At 61.0% G+C, this 17,131-nt stretch carries 14 protein-coding genes; 4 read left to right on the forward strand and 10 right to left on the reverse strand.

The window, feature by feature from the left end:
* Window positions 1–223 precede the first annotated feature (223 nt).
* The 4 genes from ACODTO_RS19045 to ACODTO_RS19060 all read left to right on the forward strand — a co-directional run bounded on the left by ACODTO_RS19045 (window position 224) and on the right by ACODTO_RS19060 (window position 5,891).
* Complete coding sequence (locus ACODTO_RS19045; RefSeq protein WP_139640643.1) at window positions 224–1,513, forward strand: GGDEF domain-containing protein; 1,290 nt, start codon at window positions 224–226, stop codon at window positions 1,511–1,513.
* Between the two features lie 91 nt (window positions 1,514–1,604).
* On the forward strand, window positions 1,605–3,401 hold the full coding sequence (locus tag ACODTO_RS19050; RefSeq protein WP_489106905.1) for an acyl-CoA dehydrogenase C-terminal domain-containing protein: 1,797 nt from the start codon (window positions 1,605–1,607) through the stop codon (window positions 3,399–3,401).
* A gap of 223 nt (window positions 3,402–3,624) precedes the next feature.
* The gene (locus ACODTO_RS19055) at window positions 3,625–5,403 is read left to right on the forward strand and encodes an acyl-CoA dehydrogenase C-terminal domain-containing protein (protein WP_489106906.1); all 1,779 of its coding nucleotides are present in this window, start codon (window positions 3,625–3,627) and stop codon (window positions 5,401–5,403) included.
* Window positions 5,404–5,732: 329 nt separating this feature from the next.
* Complete coding sequence (locus ACODTO_RS19060; protein ID WP_003177654.1) at window positions 5,733–5,891, forward strand: YqaE/Pmp3 family membrane protein; 159 nt, start codon at window positions 5,733–5,735, stop codon at window positions 5,889–5,891.
* A gap of 122 nt (window positions 5,892–6,013) precedes the next feature.
* Here the strand turns inward: ACODTO_RS19060 and ACODTO_RS19065 are convergent, their stop codons facing one another.
* The 10 genes from ACODTO_RS19065 to ACODTO_RS19110 all read right to left on the reverse strand — a co-directional run bounded on the left by ACODTO_RS19065 (window position 6,014) and on the right by ACODTO_RS19110 (window position 17,101).
* Window positions 6,014–7,837: a S9 family peptidase gene (locus ACODTO_RS19065; protein ID WP_489106907.1), complete on the reverse strand. Its 1,824-nt coding sequence runs from the start codon at window positions 7,835–7,837 to the stop codon at window positions 6,014–6,016.
* Complete coding sequence (gene pqqE / locus ACODTO_RS19070; protein ID WP_175362403.1) at window positions 7,803–8,954, reverse strand: pyrroloquinoline quinone biosynthesis protein PqqE; 1,152 nt, start codon at window positions 8,952–8,954, stop codon at window positions 7,803–7,805. Before pqqE ends, ACODTO_RS19065 begins: the two co-directional genes overlap by 35 nt.
* Complete coding sequence (pqqD, locus tag ACODTO_RS19075) at window positions 8,926–9,201, reverse strand: pyrroloquinoline quinone biosynthesis peptide chaperone PqqD (RefSeq protein WP_175384775.1); 276 nt, start codon at window positions 9,199–9,201, stop codon at window positions 8,926–8,928. The genes pqqE and pqqD overlap by 29 nt, the downstream gene beginning before the upstream one ends.
* Complete coding sequence (gene pqqC / locus ACODTO_RS19080; RefSeq protein ID WP_489106908.1) at window positions 9,198–9,950, reverse strand: pyrroloquinoline-quinone synthase PqqC; 753 nt, start codon at window positions 9,948–9,950, stop codon at window positions 9,198–9,200. The genes pqqD and pqqC overlap by 4 nt, the downstream gene beginning before the upstream one ends.
* Window positions 9,951–10,144: 194 nt before the next feature.
* The gene (gene pqqB / locus ACODTO_RS19085) at window positions 10,145–11,056 is read right to left on the reverse strand and encodes a pyrroloquinoline quinone biosynthesis protein PqqB (protein ID WP_175362404.1); all 912 of its coding nucleotides are present in this window, start codon (window positions 11,054–11,056) and stop codon (window positions 10,145–10,147) included.
* Window positions 11,057–11,136: 80 nt separating this feature from the next.
* Complete coding sequence (pqqA, locus tag ACODTO_RS19090) at window positions 11,137–11,211, reverse strand: pyrroloquinoline quinone precursor peptide PqqA (protein WP_003177660.1); 75 nt, start codon at window positions 11,209–11,211, stop codon at window positions 11,137–11,139.
* A gap of 157 nt (window positions 11,212–11,368) precedes the next feature.
* Window positions 11,369–13,801, reverse strand: coding sequence for a pyrroloquinoline quinone biosynthesis protein PqqF (gene pqqF / locus ACODTO_RS19095; protein WP_489106909.1), 2,433 nt, complete (start codon window positions 13,799–13,801; stop codon window positions 11,369–11,371).
* Window positions 13,802–13,856: 55 nt separating this feature from the next.
* The gene (locus ACODTO_RS19100; RefSeq protein ID WP_175384777.1) at window positions 13,857–14,651 is read right to left on the reverse strand and encodes a carbon-nitrogen hydrolase family protein; all 795 of its coding nucleotides are present in this window, start codon (window positions 14,649–14,651) and stop codon (window positions 13,857–13,859) included.
* 26 nt (window positions 14,652–14,677) lie between these two features.
* Window positions 14,678–16,360, reverse strand: a complete 1,683-nt coding sequence (locus tag ACODTO_RS19105) for a flavin monoamine oxidase family protein (RefSeq protein ID WP_139640625.1) — start codon at window positions 16,358–16,360, stop codon at window positions 14,678–14,680.
* A gap of 279 nt (window positions 16,361–16,639) precedes the next feature.
* Window positions 16,640–17,101 carry an Lrp/AsnC family transcriptional regulator gene (locus tag ACODTO_RS19110; RefSeq protein WP_024779396.1) on the reverse strand — a complete coding sequence of 154 codons (462 nt, stop codon included), beginning with the start codon at window positions 17,099–17,101 and terminating at the stop codon, window positions 16,640–16,642.
* Window positions 17,102–17,131 lie beyond the last annotated feature (30 nt).

The following is a 17,131-nucleotide window of genomic DNA, read 5'->3' on the forward strand; positions in this document are numbered from 1 at the left end:
AGTCGACAAAAAAATTATCTGATACACCGCTTCGCGAGCAGGCTCGCTCCCACAGGGGGTATGCGCTGATCCTGAAACAATATTCATCCAATAGGCCTTTAAGAAAACATCCCTTCCTGCCGTTACAGCGATGGCAGTGTGACATCTGTCACATCTCCCGTGCCTTACTGCCCCGATTGCAGGCACAATGCCATCTTTGATCAGCCGGGTTGGAGCTTTACCCTTGCCGCGTTCTTCCGCTGTACGTTTCAGTCATTTCCTACCTTCGCTGTTGCTGTTGCTGGCGGGGCTTGCGGCTGCCTACGTCAAGGATCTCAACGTTTTCTTCACCTCGTTGTTCAACGTTCTTCCTACGCTGGTGTTGCTGCTGGGCGGTGCGTACTGCGCGGTTTACCGACGTCAACGTGAGCTGTTTCTGATGGTCACGGTGTACATCGGCTACTTTCTGTTGGACACCCAGACCGATTTCTACCGGGACAACGGCAAGGTGCGAGAAGACGCGGCCGTGGTGTTCCACCTGGTCTGTCTGTTGTTGCCGCTGTTGTTTGGCCTGTTCGCGGCATGGCAGGAGCGCACCCACCTGTTCCAGGACATGGTGGCGCGGTTTGCGGTGCTGCTGGCCTTTGGCAGTGTGGCATTGGCCTTGGAACAGAGCTTTCCTCAAGCCTTGCTGCTGTGGCTTTCGGAGATCCGCTGGCCGGCGTTGCATGGTGCGTGGATGAGCCTGATCCAGTTGTCCTATCCGGTGTTCATCGGCGTATTCCTGTTGCTGTCATGGCAATACTGGCGCAATCCCCGGCCCTTGCATGCCGCGCAACTGGTGGGCGTGCTGGGGCTGTTCTGGATGTTGCCGAAAACCTTCATCCTGCCATTCACCCTGAACATCATGTGCAGCCAGGTGATGCTGATGATCGCTGCGGCGGTTGCCCATGAGGCCTATCAAATGGCGTTTCGTGATGAGCTGACCGGCTTGCCGGGACGGCGGGCACTGAACGAGCGCATGCAACGGCTGGGTCGCAACTATGTGCTTGCCATGAGCGATGTGGATCACTTCAAGAAATTCAACGACACCCATGGCCACGACGTGGGCGACCAGGTGCTGCGCCTGGTGGCCAGTAAACTGTCGAAAATCGGCGGCGGCGGTCGGGCTTATCGCTACGGTGGCGAGGAGTTTGCGCTGGTGTTTGCAGGCAAGACCATCGACGAGTGCATGCCTCACCTTGAGGTCATCCGTCAGTCCATCGAGACGTACAGCATTCAACTGCGCAATCCGGACAGCCGACCCCAGGATGACCAACAAGGCCGCCAGCGGCGTTCCGGCGCGGGTGCGTCCAGCGTGTCGGTAACGGTCAGCATCGGCGTCGCGGAACGTGTCGAGCAGCGCACCCCTGAAGAAGTCCTCAAGTCCGCCGACCAGGCCCTCTATAACGCCAAGGGCGCCGGACGCAATTGTGTGGTTGCCTTCGGTCAGAACCGCCGTGGCGCGGTACGCATGGAAGCCGCCGCGGGTTGAGTGATGACGGCGCATTCAGCGCCTGGACTGTGATTGTGGGCCTTGGTGGCCGGCAGTAGGTTTGAACGATCTGCTACCGGAGAAAACCACCATGCCCGAGTACAAAGCTCCCCTGCGTGACATGCGCTTCCTGATCGACCACGTTTTCGATTTTCATGGCCGTTATGCCGAACTGGGGGCCAGCGATGCCAGCCCGGACATGGTCAACGCGATCCTCGAGGAAGGTGCGCGCTTCTGTGAAAACGTACTGGCGCCGCTCAATCGTTCCGGCGACGAAGAGGGCTGTCATTTCGACAACGGTGTGGTGACCACGCCTACCGGTTTCAAAGAAGCTTTCGCACAGTACGTGGAGGGCGGCTGGCACGGCTTGGCCGCCGATCCGAGCTATGGTGGCCAGGGTCTGCCCGGTTCCCTGGGCCTGGTCATCAGCGAAATGATCGCGTCCAGCAACACGTCCTGGGGCATGTATCCGGGCCTGACCCACGGCGCCATGTCGGCCATTCACGCCCATGGCACCGAAGAGCAGAAACAGACCTACCTGAGCAAGCTCACCGCCGGTCAATGGACCGGCACCATGTGCCTGACCGAAGCTCACTGCGGCACGGACCTGGGCATTATCAAGACCCGCGCCGTGCCCCAGGCCGACGGCAGCTACAAGGTCTCCGGCAGCAAGATTTTCATTTCTGCCGGTGAACACGACATGAGTGAAAACATCGTTCACCTGGTGCTGGCCAAACTGCCGGATGCCCCCGCCGGCACCAAGGGCATCTCGCTGTTCATCGTGCCCAAGTTCCTGCCTGACGCCACGGGCGAGGCGGGGGAACGTAATGGCGTGACCTGCGGTTCGATCGAACACAAGATGGGCATCAAGGCTTCTGCCACCTGCGTGTTGAATTTCGACGACGCCAAGGGATTCCTGATTGGCAAGCCCAACAAGGGCCTGAATTGCATGTTCACCATGATGAATCATGCGCGGCTCGGCACCGGCATGCAGGGCTTGTGCCTGGGAGAAACGAGCTTCCAGGGCGCGATCAGATACGCCAACGACCGCTTGCAGATGCGCTCGCTCACCGGCCCCAAGGCACCGGAAAAAGTCGCGGATCCGATCATTGTCCATCCCGATGTGCGCAGGATGCTGCTGACCATGAAAGCCTTCAATGAAGGCAATCGGGCACTGACGTATTTCACCGCGCAACTGCTGGACACGGCGCACCTGGGCGCCGATGAAAACGCACGTCAGCAGGCTGAGGATCTGCTGGCGTTCCTCACTCCGATCTGCAAGGCCTTCATGACCGAAACCGGACTGGAGGTGACGAACCATGGCATGCAGGTGTTTGGCGGCCACGGTTTCATCCGCGAATGGGGGATGGAGCAGTTGGTGCGGGACTGCCGCATCGCGCCGATCTATGAAGGCACCAACGGAATCCAGGCCCTGGACCTGTTGGGACGCAAGGTGTTGGGCAGCCAGGGCAAGTTGCTGCGCGGGTTCACCAAGATCGTTCACACATTCTGCGCCGCGAATACCGGACACCCGCAGCTAAAGGATTTCATCGCGCAACTCGACGGACTCAACCGGCAGTGGGGCGAACTGACGACCGGGGTCGGCATGGCCGCCATGAAGAACCCGGACGAAGTGGGCGCCGCCTCCGTGGATTACCTGATGTACAGCGGCTATATCATCCTGGCCTACCTGTGGTTGCGCATGGCGCTGGTGGCCCAGGCGCAACTCGACGGTGGTAGCGGTGACGCAGATTTCTGCCGGGGCAAACTGGCGACCTGCGAGTTCTACTTCAAGCGCCTGTTGCCGCGCACGGCTGCCCATCGGGCCGCCATCGAGGCGGGAAGCGACTGTCTGATGAAGCTGCCGGCCGAGCTGTTTGCGCTTTGATTTAGAGGGAATCCCAACAGAGATCGCAGGCTTCGCCAGCTCCTAAAGGGAATACGCATTTTCATGTAGGAGCTGGCGAAGCCTGTGATCTTTTGTTTTGACTAAAAATAACAAAACAGTCATGTGTTGACCCTATGTGTCTCAAAAGTTGTTGAGGTACACTCCGACCATTGCTAAAACCGTTTTCCCACGGACCAACTGTTTAGATCCTGCGAGGTTTGCCATGGCTGACTACAAAGCGCCCCTGCGCGATATGCGCTTCGTCCTCAATGAAGTGTTCGAGGTCGCGAAACTCTGGGCCGAGCTGCCGGCACTGGCCGAGACCGTCGACGCTGAAACCGTCGAAGCGATTCTCGAAGAAGCCGGCAAAGTCACCAGCAAAAGCATTGCGCCCCTCAGCCGTGCCGCTGATGAAGAAGGCTGCCATTGGGCGAACGGTGCCGTCACCACGCCGGCAGGTTTCCCACAGGCCTACCAGACTTACGCTGAAGGCGGCTGGGTTGGTGTCGGCGGCGATCCTGCCTACGGTGGCATGGGCATGCCCAAGGCCGTTTCGGCCCAGGTCGAAGAAATGGTCAACTCCGCAAGCCTGTCCTTCGGTCTGTACCCAATGCTGACGGCCGGGGCTTGCCTGTCGATCAACGCCCACGCCAGCGAAGAGTTGAAAGCGGCGTATCTACCGAACATGTACGCCGGCATCTGGGCGGGCTCCATGTGCCTGACCGAGCCCCATGCCGGGACGGACCTGGGGATCATTCGCACCAAGGCCGAACCCCAGGCCGACGGCTCCTACAAGGTCAGCGGCACCAAGATCTTCATCACCGGCGGCGAGCACGACCTCACCGAGAACATCATTCACCTGGTGCTGGCAAAACTGCCGGATGCGCCGGCTGGCCCGAAAGGCATTTCGTTGTTCCTGGTGCCCAAGTTCATGGTCAATGCCGACGGCAGCCTGGGCGCGCGCAACGCGGCCAACTGCGGGTCGATCGAACACAAGATGGGCATCCAGGCGTCTGCCACCTGTGTGATGAACTTCGACGAAGCCATGGGTTATCTGGTCGGCGAGCCGAATAAAGGCCTGGCGGCGATGTTCACCATGATGAACTACGAACGCCTGGGTGTTGGTATCCAGGGCCTGGCGTCTGGTGAGCGCTCCTACCAGAACGCTATCGAATACGCCCGTGATCGCTTGCAGAGCCGTTCGCCCACCGGTGCGCAGAACAAGGACAAAGTCGCCGACCCGATCATCGTCCACCCCGATGTGCGCCGGATGTTGCTGACCATGAAAGCCTCGAACGAAGGCGGCCGGGCATTCTCCACCTACGTGGCGATGCAACTGGATACCGCCAAGTTCAGCGAAGACCCAGCCACCCGCAAGCGCGCCGAAGATCTGGTTGCGTTGCTGACGCCGGTGGCGAAGGCGTTCCTGACGGACCTGGGCCTGGAAACTACTGTGCATGGCCAGCAGATTTTCGGCGGCCACGGTTATATTCGCGAGTGGGGCCAGGAGCAGTTGGTGCGTGATGTTCGCATCACCCAGATCTACGAAGGCACCAACGGTATCCAGGCACTGGACTTGGTGGGGCGCAAGATCGTCGGCAGCGGCGGTGCGTTCTACAAGCTGTTCGCCGACGAAATCCGTCACTTCACCGCCACTGCAAGCAGCGATCTGGCCGAGTTCACCCGGCCGTTGAATGATGCCGTCGCTACCCTGGACGAGCTGACCGACTGGCTGCTGGACCGGGCGAAAAGCAACCCGAACGAAATCGGCGCGGCGTCGGTGGAGTATCTGCAAGCGTTCGGTTACACCGCCTACGCCTACATGTGGGCGTTGATGGCCAAGGCGGCATTGGGGAAGGAAAACCAGGACGACTTCTATGCCAGCAAGCTGGGAACCGCGCGGTTCTATTTCGCCCGCCTGCTGCCACGGATCCATTCCTTGAGCGCTTCGGTGAAGGCGGGCAGTGAGTCGTTGTTCCTGCTGGAAGCGGCGCAGTTCTGAAAACAGGGTAATGTAAGCAAATGCTTACATTACGTGATGTCGATTTCCCTCTATCGGTCGATTGGATCCAAGGCTAATCTACTTCACATGGACGTCGCGCAGGATGCGCAGAGAAACAACACGGACACGTAGGATTCCGCCAGGAAGGTGGAGTGAAAGGGATATCAGGGAAACAGTCTGCAAAGCCCCGCTTCGGCGGGGTTTTCTTTTGCCTGCGTTTTTTGTTCGTGCCTGGCTTCGCCCTACTCACTGATGGTTTGAACCCTGACGAGCGGTCATGGGTCAATGTGCTATATGGCAATGTAGCCATCGCCCATCAGGAGCCCACCATGGATTTCATTCGCATCATCATCGCCATTCTGTTGCCGCCATTGGGCGTGTTCCTGCAAGTCGGCTTCGGCGGGGCTTTCTGGCTGAATATTCTGCTGACTCTGTTGGGTTACATCCCCGGCATCGTCCATGCGGTCTATATCATCGCCAAGCGCTGAACATTGCAGCAAAACCCATGTGGGAGCGAGCTTGCTCGCGATAGCTGTCTGTCATCCAACATGGATGTCGACTGATCCACCACTATCGCGAGCAGGCTCGCTCCCACAGGTTCTTCATCTCCTTACAACGCCATCACCTTCCGATAGAACAACCACTCATGCTCCAGCGCATGGGCCTGGTTCATCGCCTTGCGAAAGCCGTGGCGTTCATCCGCGTAGTAGTGCGCTTCGACCGTCACGCCGTTGTCCTCCAGTGCCCTGACCATATCGCGGGTTTGCTGTGGCACCACCACGGCGTCCAGTTCGCCCTGAAAGAAAATCACCGGCGCGCGGATCTGGTCGGCATGCAGCAGCGGGGTACGGGCGCGGTAACGGTCGACGTCCTGTTGCGGGTCGCCGATCAGCCAGTCCAGGTAATCGCTTTCGAACTTGTGCGTGGCGCGACCCAGGGCGACCGGATCGCTGACACCATAAAGGCTGGCGCCAGCAAGAAATACGTCGTGAAACGCCAGCGCGCAGAGCGTCGTGTAGCCACCGGCGCTGCCACCGCGAATGAACGCACAGCGGCCATCGATCAGGCCTTGCTCGTTCAGGTAGCCAACCACCGCGCAGGCATCCTCGACGTCCACCACGCCCCAGTTCAAATGCAGCGCTTGCCGATAGGCTCGGCCATAGCCGCTGCTGCCACGGTAATTGAGGTCCGCGACGGCGAAGCCGCGCTGGGTCCAGTACTGGATGCGCGGATCGAACAGGGGATAACAGGCCGAGGTGGGACCGCCATGAATGAAAACCAGCAATGGCGGCTTGGTTTCCGCTCCCATGGCTGGGTAAAAGAACCCATGGGCCATGCCCGACGTCGACGGATAGTGCAGGGTCTGCGGGCGACTGATCTGCTCGACGGGCAGAGGCGCGACGCCGCCGGCCAGGACCTGTGTGTCGTGGCTGTGGCGTTCGATCGCGATGACTGCGGACGGACTGACCGGTGAGGCGACGATGGCGTAGATGAATCGCTCGTCCAGTGCCAGGTTGCGAAAGCGGCTGTAGACGCCGGTGAAATCTTCCTGCCCAGCGTCGCTGCGGCACAGGCCGAGCCGCCCGAAACCCGCTTCGGTCCAGCTCGCCAGGTACGTGGTGCTGTCCAATGGCAACCAGGTGCAACCGCCGAGTTGCCAGGGTGCGGGAGCATGATCGGCTTCAGCGCAGGGCAGCCGTTGCAAGCCGTCCGTCGACTCAGCCCACGGCTGCCAGTAGCCGCCGCGATCGCTCAGGCAGTACAAGCGGCTGGCATGATCGAAACGCGGCTGTTGGATGGATTCCTCTTCAGTGTCGCCCGCCACGCAGCGTGCTTCACTCCAACCGGAAGCGGTGCGCTCGGCCAGCATCAGTCGCGTGGCTGTCCACGGTTGATGCGGACGGCTCCACTCGATCCAGGCCAGCCGTTGGCCGTCCGGGCTCATGGTTGGCGCGGCATAGAAGTCGGCGCCTTCGACCAAGAGATGCCGTTGTCGATCTGTCAGGTCAATCGCTACCAGACGATGCCGGTTGGCCTGCTCCTCCACCGCCAATACCTGGCCGGCGGCAAAACCGAGATCCCCGTAGCGACAGTCTCCCGACGTCAGCGCCACGGGCCTCTCGTCGCTCAGCGATTGGCGGTACAGTTGCTGGTCCGCGTCGTTGACGAACAGCACGCTGTCGTCGCCCAGGCAGAACGATCCACCGCCATATTCATAGACCCGGCTGCGCGCGCTGAAGCCGTCCGGGGTCAGGCAGCGGGCCTGGGCGTCTTGCCACTGCCAGATCCGGCAGGCCCCGTCTTCCGGGCGATATTCGTTCCAGAACAGACCCAGTGGGCCGAGCTTCAACTCGGCGAAGTCGATCCCCGCCGCAACGGCCTGGGCGGCGCTGAAGGGGTCAGCTTTTGGCGATGAGGTGCGAGTTTCGTTCATTGCGAAAGGCCAGTTGTTCGATGGTCTGGGTGGCGTGCTCGGCTTCTTCCCGGGCCTTGAGGATCACCCCGTGGTGTTCGGATTTGCTGCACACCGGGTCGGCATTGCTGGCATCGCCCGTGAGCATGAACGCCTGACAGCGACAACCGCCGAAGTCCTGTTCCTTTTCATCGCAGGAGCGGCACGGCTCAGGCATCCAGTCATAGCCGCGGAAGCGGTTGAAACCGAAGGAGTCGTACCAGATGTGCTGCATGCTGTGGTCGCGCACGTTGGGAAATTGCACCGGCAGCTGTCGGGCGCCGTGACAAGGCAACGCGGTGCCGTCCGGCGTCACCGTCAGGAAAAGGCTGCCCCAGCCGTTCATGCAGGCCTTGGGACGTTCTTCGTAGTAGTCCGGGGTGACGAAGATCAGCTTGCACGGATGGCCCTGGGCTTCGAGCCTGGCGCGATATTCGTTGGTGATGCGTTCGGCGCGCTCCAGTTGTTCCCGGGTAGGCAGCAGCCCCACCCGGTTGAGCTGCGCCCAGCCATAGAACTGGCAGGTGGCGAGTTCGACGAAGTCGGCCTCAAGGGCTATGCACAGCTCGATGATGCGGTCGATCTTGTCGATGTTGTGCCGATGGGTGACGAAGTTGAGCACCATCGGGTAGCCGTGGGCCTTCACTGCCCGGGCCATTTCCAGTTTCTGTGCGAAGGCTTTCTTCGAGCCGGCCAGCAGGTTGTTCACCTGCTCGTCGCTGGCCTGGAAGCTGATCTGGATATGATCCAGGCCGGCCTTCTTGAAATCGCTGATTTTCTGTTCGGTCAAACCGATGCCGGAGGTGATCAGGTTGGTGTAGAAACCCAATTTGCGCGCCTCGCCGATCAGTTCGGCGAGGTCCTGGCGCACCAGCGGTTCGCCACCGGAAAAGCCCAGCTGCGCGGCGCCCATTTCCCTGGCTTCGCGAAACACCTTGAACCACTGCTCAGTGCTCAGCTCCTTGCCCTGCTCGGCGAAGTCCAGCGGGTTGGAGCAGTAGGGGCATTGCAGCGGGCAACGATAGGTCAGCTCCGCCAGCAACCACAGCGGCAAGCCGATCGCCGGCTGGTCAGGCAAGTTCGATCCAGTGCTCTGCACGGGCGACCTCCATGAACTGCTCGATGTCGTCACCGAGTTCGGGCACGTCGGGAAACTGCTTGGCCAGCTGGCCGATGATGGCCGCGACATCCCGCTCACCGTCGATCAGGCCACCGATCAGCGCAGCGCTGTCGTTGAGCTTGATCATGCCTTCAGGATAGAGCAACACATGACCTTTCTGCGCCGGTTCGTACTGGAAGCGATAGCCGGGGCGCCAGCGAGGAGTTTTGCTGCGGTCGAAACTCATAAGGGGATTCCTTTGTGCCAGACCCGTTGTCCGGTCACGCTGTGATAGGGCGGGCGGTTCAGTTCGTAGGCCATGCTCATGGCGTCGAGCATGCTCCAGAGGATGTCCAGTTTGAACTGGAGAATCTCCAGCATGCGCTCCTGACCCGCGCGGGTGGTGTAATGCTGCAAGGTAATCGCCAGGCCATGCTCCACGTCACGGCGGGCCTGACCGAGGCGCGTGCGGAAGTATTCATAGCCGGCCGGATCGATCCACGGGTAGTGCTGTGGCCAGCTGTCCAGGCGAGACTGATGGATCTGCGGGGCGAACAGCTCGGTCAGCGAGCTACTGGCGGCTTCCTGCCAACTGGCCCGGCGGGCGAAGTTGACGTAGGCATCCACGGCGAATCGTACCCCTGGCAGCACCAGTTCCTGGGAACGCAGTTGATCGGGATCCAGCCCCACGGCCTGGCCCAGCCGCAGCCAGGCCTCGATGCCGCCATCTTCGCCGGGTGCACCGTCGTGGTCGAGCAGGCGCTGGATCCACTCGCGGCGGATCTCCCGATCCGGGCAATTGGCCAGGATCGCAGCATCCTTCAGCGGAATGTTCACCTGATAGTAAAAGCGGTTGGCGACCCAGCCCTGGATTTGCTCGCGAGTGGCACGGCCTTCATACATCGCCACGTGATACGGGTGATGGATGTGGTAATACGCACCCTTGGCACGCAGGGCCGCTTCGAACTCGGCGGGGGAAAGGGGGCTATCAGTCATTGCGGTTCTCCGGGGAATAACCGTGGGTTCTGTGGCGTCTGGGCTGGCCTCATCGCGAGCAGGCTCGCTCCCACATGGGTTCTGTGGCGCACTCGGACTACTGTGGGAGCGAGCCTGCTCGCGATGGGGCCAGCCCGGCCAGCACAACCAGGCTGACACAGCGCACGCTCACTCCCACAATCATCCCACCCTTGCTACAACTCAATACTCATTCCGTCGTAGGCCACTTCAATCTTTCGGCGTACAAGTTCGGCCCGTTCCGGTGAATCTTCATCAAGAATCGGGTTGGTATTGTTGATATGGATAAGTACCTTGCGTGGCTCGGGCAGTTGCTCCAGCACTTCGAGCATACCGCCGGGACCGTTCTGCGCCAGATGGCCCATCTCCCGACCTGTGCGGGTGCCGACGCCGCGGCGCTGCATCTCATCGTCGTCCCACATCGTGCCATCCACCAACAGGCAATCGCTGCCGGCCATGATCTCCAACAGCGGTCCATCCACCTTGCCCAAGCCCGGTGCGTAGAACAGTTTGCCGCCGGTACGCAGGTCTTCGACGATCAAGCCGATGTTGTCCCCCGGGTGCGGGTCGAAGCGGTGTGGCGAATAAGGGGGCGCGGCGCTGCGCAGGGGCAGCGGGGTAAAGCGCAGGTTTGGACAGGCCGGCACGGTGAAGCTCTGGTCGAGTTCGATGCGGTTCCAACTCAGTCCACCGTTCCAGTGGGTCAGCATGTTGAACAGGGGAAAACCGCTGCTCAGGTCTTCGTGGACCATGTCGGTGCACCAGACTTGATGCGGGCAGCCTTCCCGCAGGCTGAGCAGGCCGGTGGTGTGGTCGATCTGGCTGTCCATCAGGATGATCGCGCCAATGCCCGTGTCGCGCAGGGCCCGGCCAGGCTGCATCGGCGCGAAGCTCTGGAGCTGGGCGCGGATGTCCGGAGAGGCGTTGCACAAAACCCAGCTCACTCCGTCATCGGAAATCGCGATGGACGACTGGGTGCGCGCCTGGGCCCGCAGGCTGCCGTTGCGAAAACCTGCACAATTGGCGCAATTGCAGTTCCATTGAGGGAAACCGCCGCCAGCGGCGGAACCTAGAATCTGGACGAACATGGCCGCTCCATCTGCAAACCGAAATAAAAAACGCCCCGGGAGACCGAGGCGTTTGCTGCGCATTCAACCGACTGCAGCAATTAACGGCTGGCGAAGTACATGGTGACTTCGAAACCGATACGCAGGTCGATATATGCGGGTTTGGACCAGGACATGGAAATACTCCTTTGGTTGGGGTGGGACGGTTGAGATCTATACATATAGTCCACCTCCGTTCGGAGATGTTCAGATGCTTAGGCTGCTATGTTACTAAATTAAACAAAATTCCACGCCTCGATTCTCCGAGAAAGCTCATTGCAGACGCTGTAATGATCATTTCGCTATGTGCCAATGTTCATCCGGGCAAACACCGTTGCTCAGGCAATACCGGCCACCTTCGGCGTCGATCAGGCGGCCGGCGGCATCGAGCAATTGCGCGCGATTCAGTCCCGCGATCGCAGCGCAAAGTTGCTCAAGGTAATCCGACGGGCGGCCGGCCAGTTTACCCTGCCAAAGCAGTTCGGCCGCTTGGGCGCAGGGCAGGGTGTCGCTGTGGAACTGGGAGGCGAGTGCCCGTTGCTGGCCGAGCAAGGTCGAATCGTCGATCAGTCGGATCAGTTGCGGTAGTGCTTCCAGGAACTGTTCCATGTGCGTGATCAATTCAGTCGCCGAGGCGCTGGGCGACTGGACACCGAACAGCAGACCGGTTTGCCCATCGATCTGCCTCAATCCGCTGAACACCGCGTAGCCCAGCTGCAACTCGACCCGCAGGCGTTGGTAGAACGGCGTTTGACACAGCTGTGCCAGTAACCGCCAGGCGGCTTCGTCGGGCAACGCCAGGGTGGGGGTCGGACAAAACAGCAACACGGCCTGCTCGTCGCCCTGGGTCGGCAACCTGTGCCAGATACGCTGAGCCAAGAGCGGCGCCGGCTCGACTGGCTGGGCGGCAATGCCGGGGACCCTGGCCAGGGCAGGCCCCATGGCGCCCTGGGCTGTTTCAGAAAGGCCGATGGCCAAGCCGTCCCATTCGGCGGTCGCCCACAGGCTTTGGTCGCTGTCGGGCCGTGGCCTGGTTTCTGGTGGAGACGACGGTCGACAGTGATCCGCCAGCGCCTGCAACAAATGTCGAATCGGCATCAGCGGCGCTTCGTCTGCAGCGTTGGGCAGCGGTTCCCCCAACTTTGTCAGGACCTGTTCGAGCACCAGCGGTATCGGTGGCTGCAAACCGATCAGCTTCAGCAGGCTTTGGTTTCCGGAGATCTCCATGGTGACTTCAACACCGGCCTGCCGGGCCTCCTCTCGCAATTCCTGCAGGTGCTGTTCCAGCCTGGACTGAAGACCGTGGGGCGTTTGAGCCGCCAGTCGCCAGCGCAGGTACACCACGCCTTCACGGGGGTGATCCGTCAGTCCCTGTCTGAATTGCATGGGTGAGCGGTCGCGTCGCCCCCGGGAGCGGTCCTGGGCGAAGGTCCGTAAACCGCGGTGGGCGCTTGTCTGACCGCGTATCAGACCGGCGCGGGGTGGCTCGACGGCCGTTTGCAGGAACGGGTTGGGCGCGGGCAGTTGCCATGCTTCGGTGATGTGAGTCGCAGGGTGCAACTGCCTGAGGATTTCTCTGAGCCTCACAAGATCGTTCTCCGACAGGGGGAGTCCCCGCCCTTCACTGTCCGAGCGCGCCAATTGCAGCGCCGATGCGGTCTCCTGCCGGCAATGGAGCAGGGCAGTCAACGCCTTGCGCAAGGATGCCCAGTCATCCTGGGCGGCAAAAAATCCCAACCAGTCGCGCAGCAACGGCTGTATTTCGTCGTGCCGTTGAGGCTCGTCGAGCTTGAGTTCGATGTGCAGCAGCGCCTGTCCGTCAAATTCATACAACGGCGTGGCATTGAGGCTGTCAGCCAGACCACGTTGGCGCAACGTGGCCAGCAAGCCGCCCGGTTTGCCGGTGTTCAGCCAGGTGCAGAGAAAATCCAAAGCTTGGGGAGAAGCGCTGGGCAGGTCTTCGAAGGCGAATAGCAGATCAAGGCGACGGTCGCTGAGCTGTTGATAACCGGTATCGGCCGATTCCATCAGTTTCGGTGGTGACTGCCGGGCAGCTACGTCGCCGGCGGGCAGGTCGTTGCCGAATGATTCTGCCAGAGCGCTCAACTCATCGAGGCTTTGCGGGCCAACCAGGCTCAGGGTCATTTGGCCGTTGTGGTAGAACCGTCGATAAAAGTCCTGCAGTGCCGTTTGGAATTCAGGCGGCGACACGGCCAGGCTGTCACGGTTGCCGGCGTGAAAACCCCGCAGCGGGTGGGCCATCGAGAGGCCTTCCAGCAGGGCAATCTGGCGCTGGGCCGCCGGGTCCTGGGACCAGGCGATGAACTCCGCCTGCAACACTTCCCGTTCCCGCAACTGGTCGGCTTCGTCCAGGCGCGGATGGGCAAGCATGTCCTGCAACCGGTCCAGTCCGCCGGCGAAGGCGGCAGGCGGCAGCTCGATGAAAAAGTCCGTGGTGCGTTCGCTGGTCCGTGCGTTGACCTGGCCGCCATGCCGTTGCACGTAGGCCATCAAATGTTCTCCCGCAGGAAAACGCTCAGTACCGAGGAAGAAAAGGTGCTCAAGGAAGTGCGCCATGCCCGGCCAGGCCAATGGCGCATCATGGCTGCCGGCGGCTACCCGCAGCACGGCCGCGCTGCGTTTGAGACCGGCTGCATGACGCAATGTCACCTTTAGGCCATTGACCAGGGTTTCAGTGGAGGAGCGGAGGGAATCGGGGGCCGGCATGAGCGCTTCCAAGGTAGAGATGCGCTCATGCTAGCGGATTGCAGGATGTTCTCAATCAGTGCTTGTGCAGGTCGCCGTAAAGCTCAGGACGGCGGTCATGCAGGTAGTTGTAGGCTGCGCGTGAGTTTTCCATCAATTGACGGTCCAGCTCCCCCACGATCAAGGCTTCATCCAGTCCCGCCAGGGCCGGACGGCTGCCATCCGGCGCGGCAATGCTGCTCTGGCCGCAATACTGCAATTCACCTTCGTGGCCGCAGTAATTGGCGTAGGCCACGAAGCACTGGTTTTCGATAGCCCGGGCGCGCACCGTCACGTCGGCGATGAATTCGTAGGGCTGCATGTTGGCGGTCGGGACCAGGATCAACTCGGCGCCGGCCAGGGCCAAGCGTCGGGCGTTCTCCGGGAACTCCAGGTCGTAGCAGATCAGGAAACCGAGCTTCCAGCCGTTGAGGCTCACGATCGGCAGCGAGTCATCACCCGCGCTGAACATCGCATGGTCGAGGTCACCGAACAGATGGCTCTTGCGATAGTTGGCCAGGCGCTCGCCCTGGGCGTCGATCAACTGGACCGAGTTGTAGATTTGCCCGTCCTCGCTGCGCTCAGGGTAGCCATAGAGAATCGCCAGGCCGGTGGCCTTGGCAATGCGGCCGATCTGCTGCGCCCATTCACCGTTGTAGACCTCGGCCAATACATTCACCGCGTCGACGCCGATGTTGTAGCCGGTCATGAACATCTCCGGCAGCACCAGCACATCGGCGCCCCTGGCCTCCAGCGCCACCTGATGCAGGCGCTGCAGGTTGGCGACCGGATCCAGTGGCAGCGGTGGGCATTGATAGAGGGCTACGCGCATCGACAACTCCTTTTATTCGGGCCGTGTCATTCAGGCAACGCGATCGGACCGATCTCGTTGAATACATCACCTGGACCCGGGTTCTCGGCGTGAGTTTCACCGCCGAAGTGCTTCATGATTCCCCACACGGCATTGAGTGAGGTCTGTACCGCGCCTTCAACCCAGGCTGGTGTCCATGAGACGTCATCGCCAGCGATAAAGATCCCTCTTTGTTCTGCCGGCATGTCGTCTTGCATGAAATGCGCGTACATGCGCTGATTGTAGCGATAGTGACCCGGCAAGGCGCCCTTGAAGGCGCCGAGGAAGTGCGGGTCGGCTTCCCAGGAAACGGTGATCGGATCGCCGATGATCCGGGCGGCGATATCCACTTTGGGGTAGATCTTCTTCAGGGCATCGAGGGCCAGCTTCACGCGTTTTTCCACGGGATGGGGCAGCATTTTCAGCGCATCGCTCATCCAGGAGTACGACAGGCAGATAACGCCTGGCTTGTCGTCGCCGTTGTCGAACAGGTAGGTACCGCGGGTCAGGCGGTCGGTGAGGGTCATGCTCATCAGGTCGCGGCCGGTTTCCGGGTCCTTGTCCTTCCAGAACGGGCGGTCGACCATGACAAAAGTCTTCGACGATTGCATGTAGCGGGTGCGGTCCAGGGCCATCCACATCTTTTGCGAGAACAGCGCCTCTTCACATTCGATCTGGGTGGTCAGCAGCCAGCTCTGGCAGGTGACCAGCACCGCGGCGTATTCCCGGGTATCGCCCCAGACGTCCGTCACGCTGAACCGGCCGTCCTCGGCGCGAGCGATGCGCTTCACACCGCTGCGGGGTGCGCCCAGGTGCAGCGAACTCAGGCTGGTGCCTTTCGGCCAGTGTGCACAACGTTCCGGCACGTGTTTCCAGATACCGTGGGGCACCTGTTCCACGCCGCCCACCACCAGGTGCTGGTGATCGTCGCAGTTAGTCATCACCACGCGGAAGATTTCCAGCATCGAGTTGGGGAAGTCCGAATCCCAGCCGCCGGTGCCGAAACCGACCTGGCCGAATACTTCACGATGCTGGAACGAGAGCTTGGCGAATGCCTTGGAGGTGGCGACGAAATCATAGAAGGTGCGGTCGTCCCACAGCGGCACCAACGTGTTCCACAGCGCCTTGAGGCGCGACACGTCACGGTCACGAATCGCCTGCTGGATCTCGCTGAAGCGCGAGCCGTCCTCCAGCGCATCGGCCCAGGCGTCGGCCACTTCCTGGAACAACGCGGGAAGGTCCGCCAATTTCTGCGCGTAGTAAGTCTGGCCCTCGAGATCGATGACGGTGCTGCCGGAAGCCGGGGTCAACGGGTTGGGAAACGGCTTGGTTTCCAGCCCCAGCTTGTCGACATAGTGGTAGAACGCCGTGGACGACACCGGGAAGCGCATCCCCCCCAATTCGGCAACAATCCCTTCGGCGCCATTGAACGCCTGCGAGCGCAGCCGCCCGCCCATTTTCGACGCCTCGTAGACCACCGGCTTGAGGCCCAGCTTCATCAGTTCGTACGCCGCCACCAGGCCAGAGATCCCGGCCCCGACGATCGCCACCTCCGCTCCGAGATTGTCAGCCGGAATACTGCCCAAACCGGCCGGATGCTCGATCCAGTCGTCAAAGGCGAAAGGAAAATCCGGCCCGAAAATGGTGATGGGCTTCTTACCGTCTGCTGGGTGGCGATTGTGCTTGTTCATGGCTGACCTTGAGGGGCGACTCGACGCTGACTCGCGTCTGAGTATAGGAAAGATGCCGGCCATTCTAGAGCGCGTTAAACACGTTAATAAGACGCAATGTGTCGTCGTTATGAATTATTAAACGTCATTTTGATGCGTTTAAAAGTCGTAATGACGAAGCGCACTTCCTTGTGGGAGCGAGCCTGCTCGCGATAGAGGTTTGTCAGCCCAGGTAGATGGTGGCTGGACTGAAGCTATCGCGAGCAGGCTCGCTCCCACATTGATTCGGGTGGCACAGCCCTAGACCGGCTGCCCCCGATCAATCTTGCTGCTGAGGATGATGGAGGTGGTGGTCTTTTCCACGCCGTCCACGCTGCCGATCTGGTCCAGCAACTGATCCAGCTGTTCCGGCGAATCCGTGCGCAGCCAGGCCACATAATCGAACTCGCCACTGACCGCGCATAACTGCTGGACCTGGGCCATGGCGCTCAAACGCCGTAGCACATCCTTGCCGGAGCGCGGTTGGACCTTGATGCCGACGTAAGCCTGCAGGCCGCCATCGATCACCCGCTGTCCAAGGCGCACGCCATAGCCGGTAATCACCTTGGTTTTTTCCAGCCGGGCCAGCCGTGAGGTCACGGTCGTTCGGGCGATGCCCAGTTGCCGAGCGAGCATGGCGACGCTTTCCCGGGCATTGATTTGCAGGGCGGCAATCAATTGGCGATCGATTTCGTCGAGAACGGGAGGGCGGGTGTCAGACAAGGTGGGCTCCGGCGCGGGCATCGGTGGTAG

The organism is Pseudomonas sp. FG13 (genome assembly GCF_057809755.1).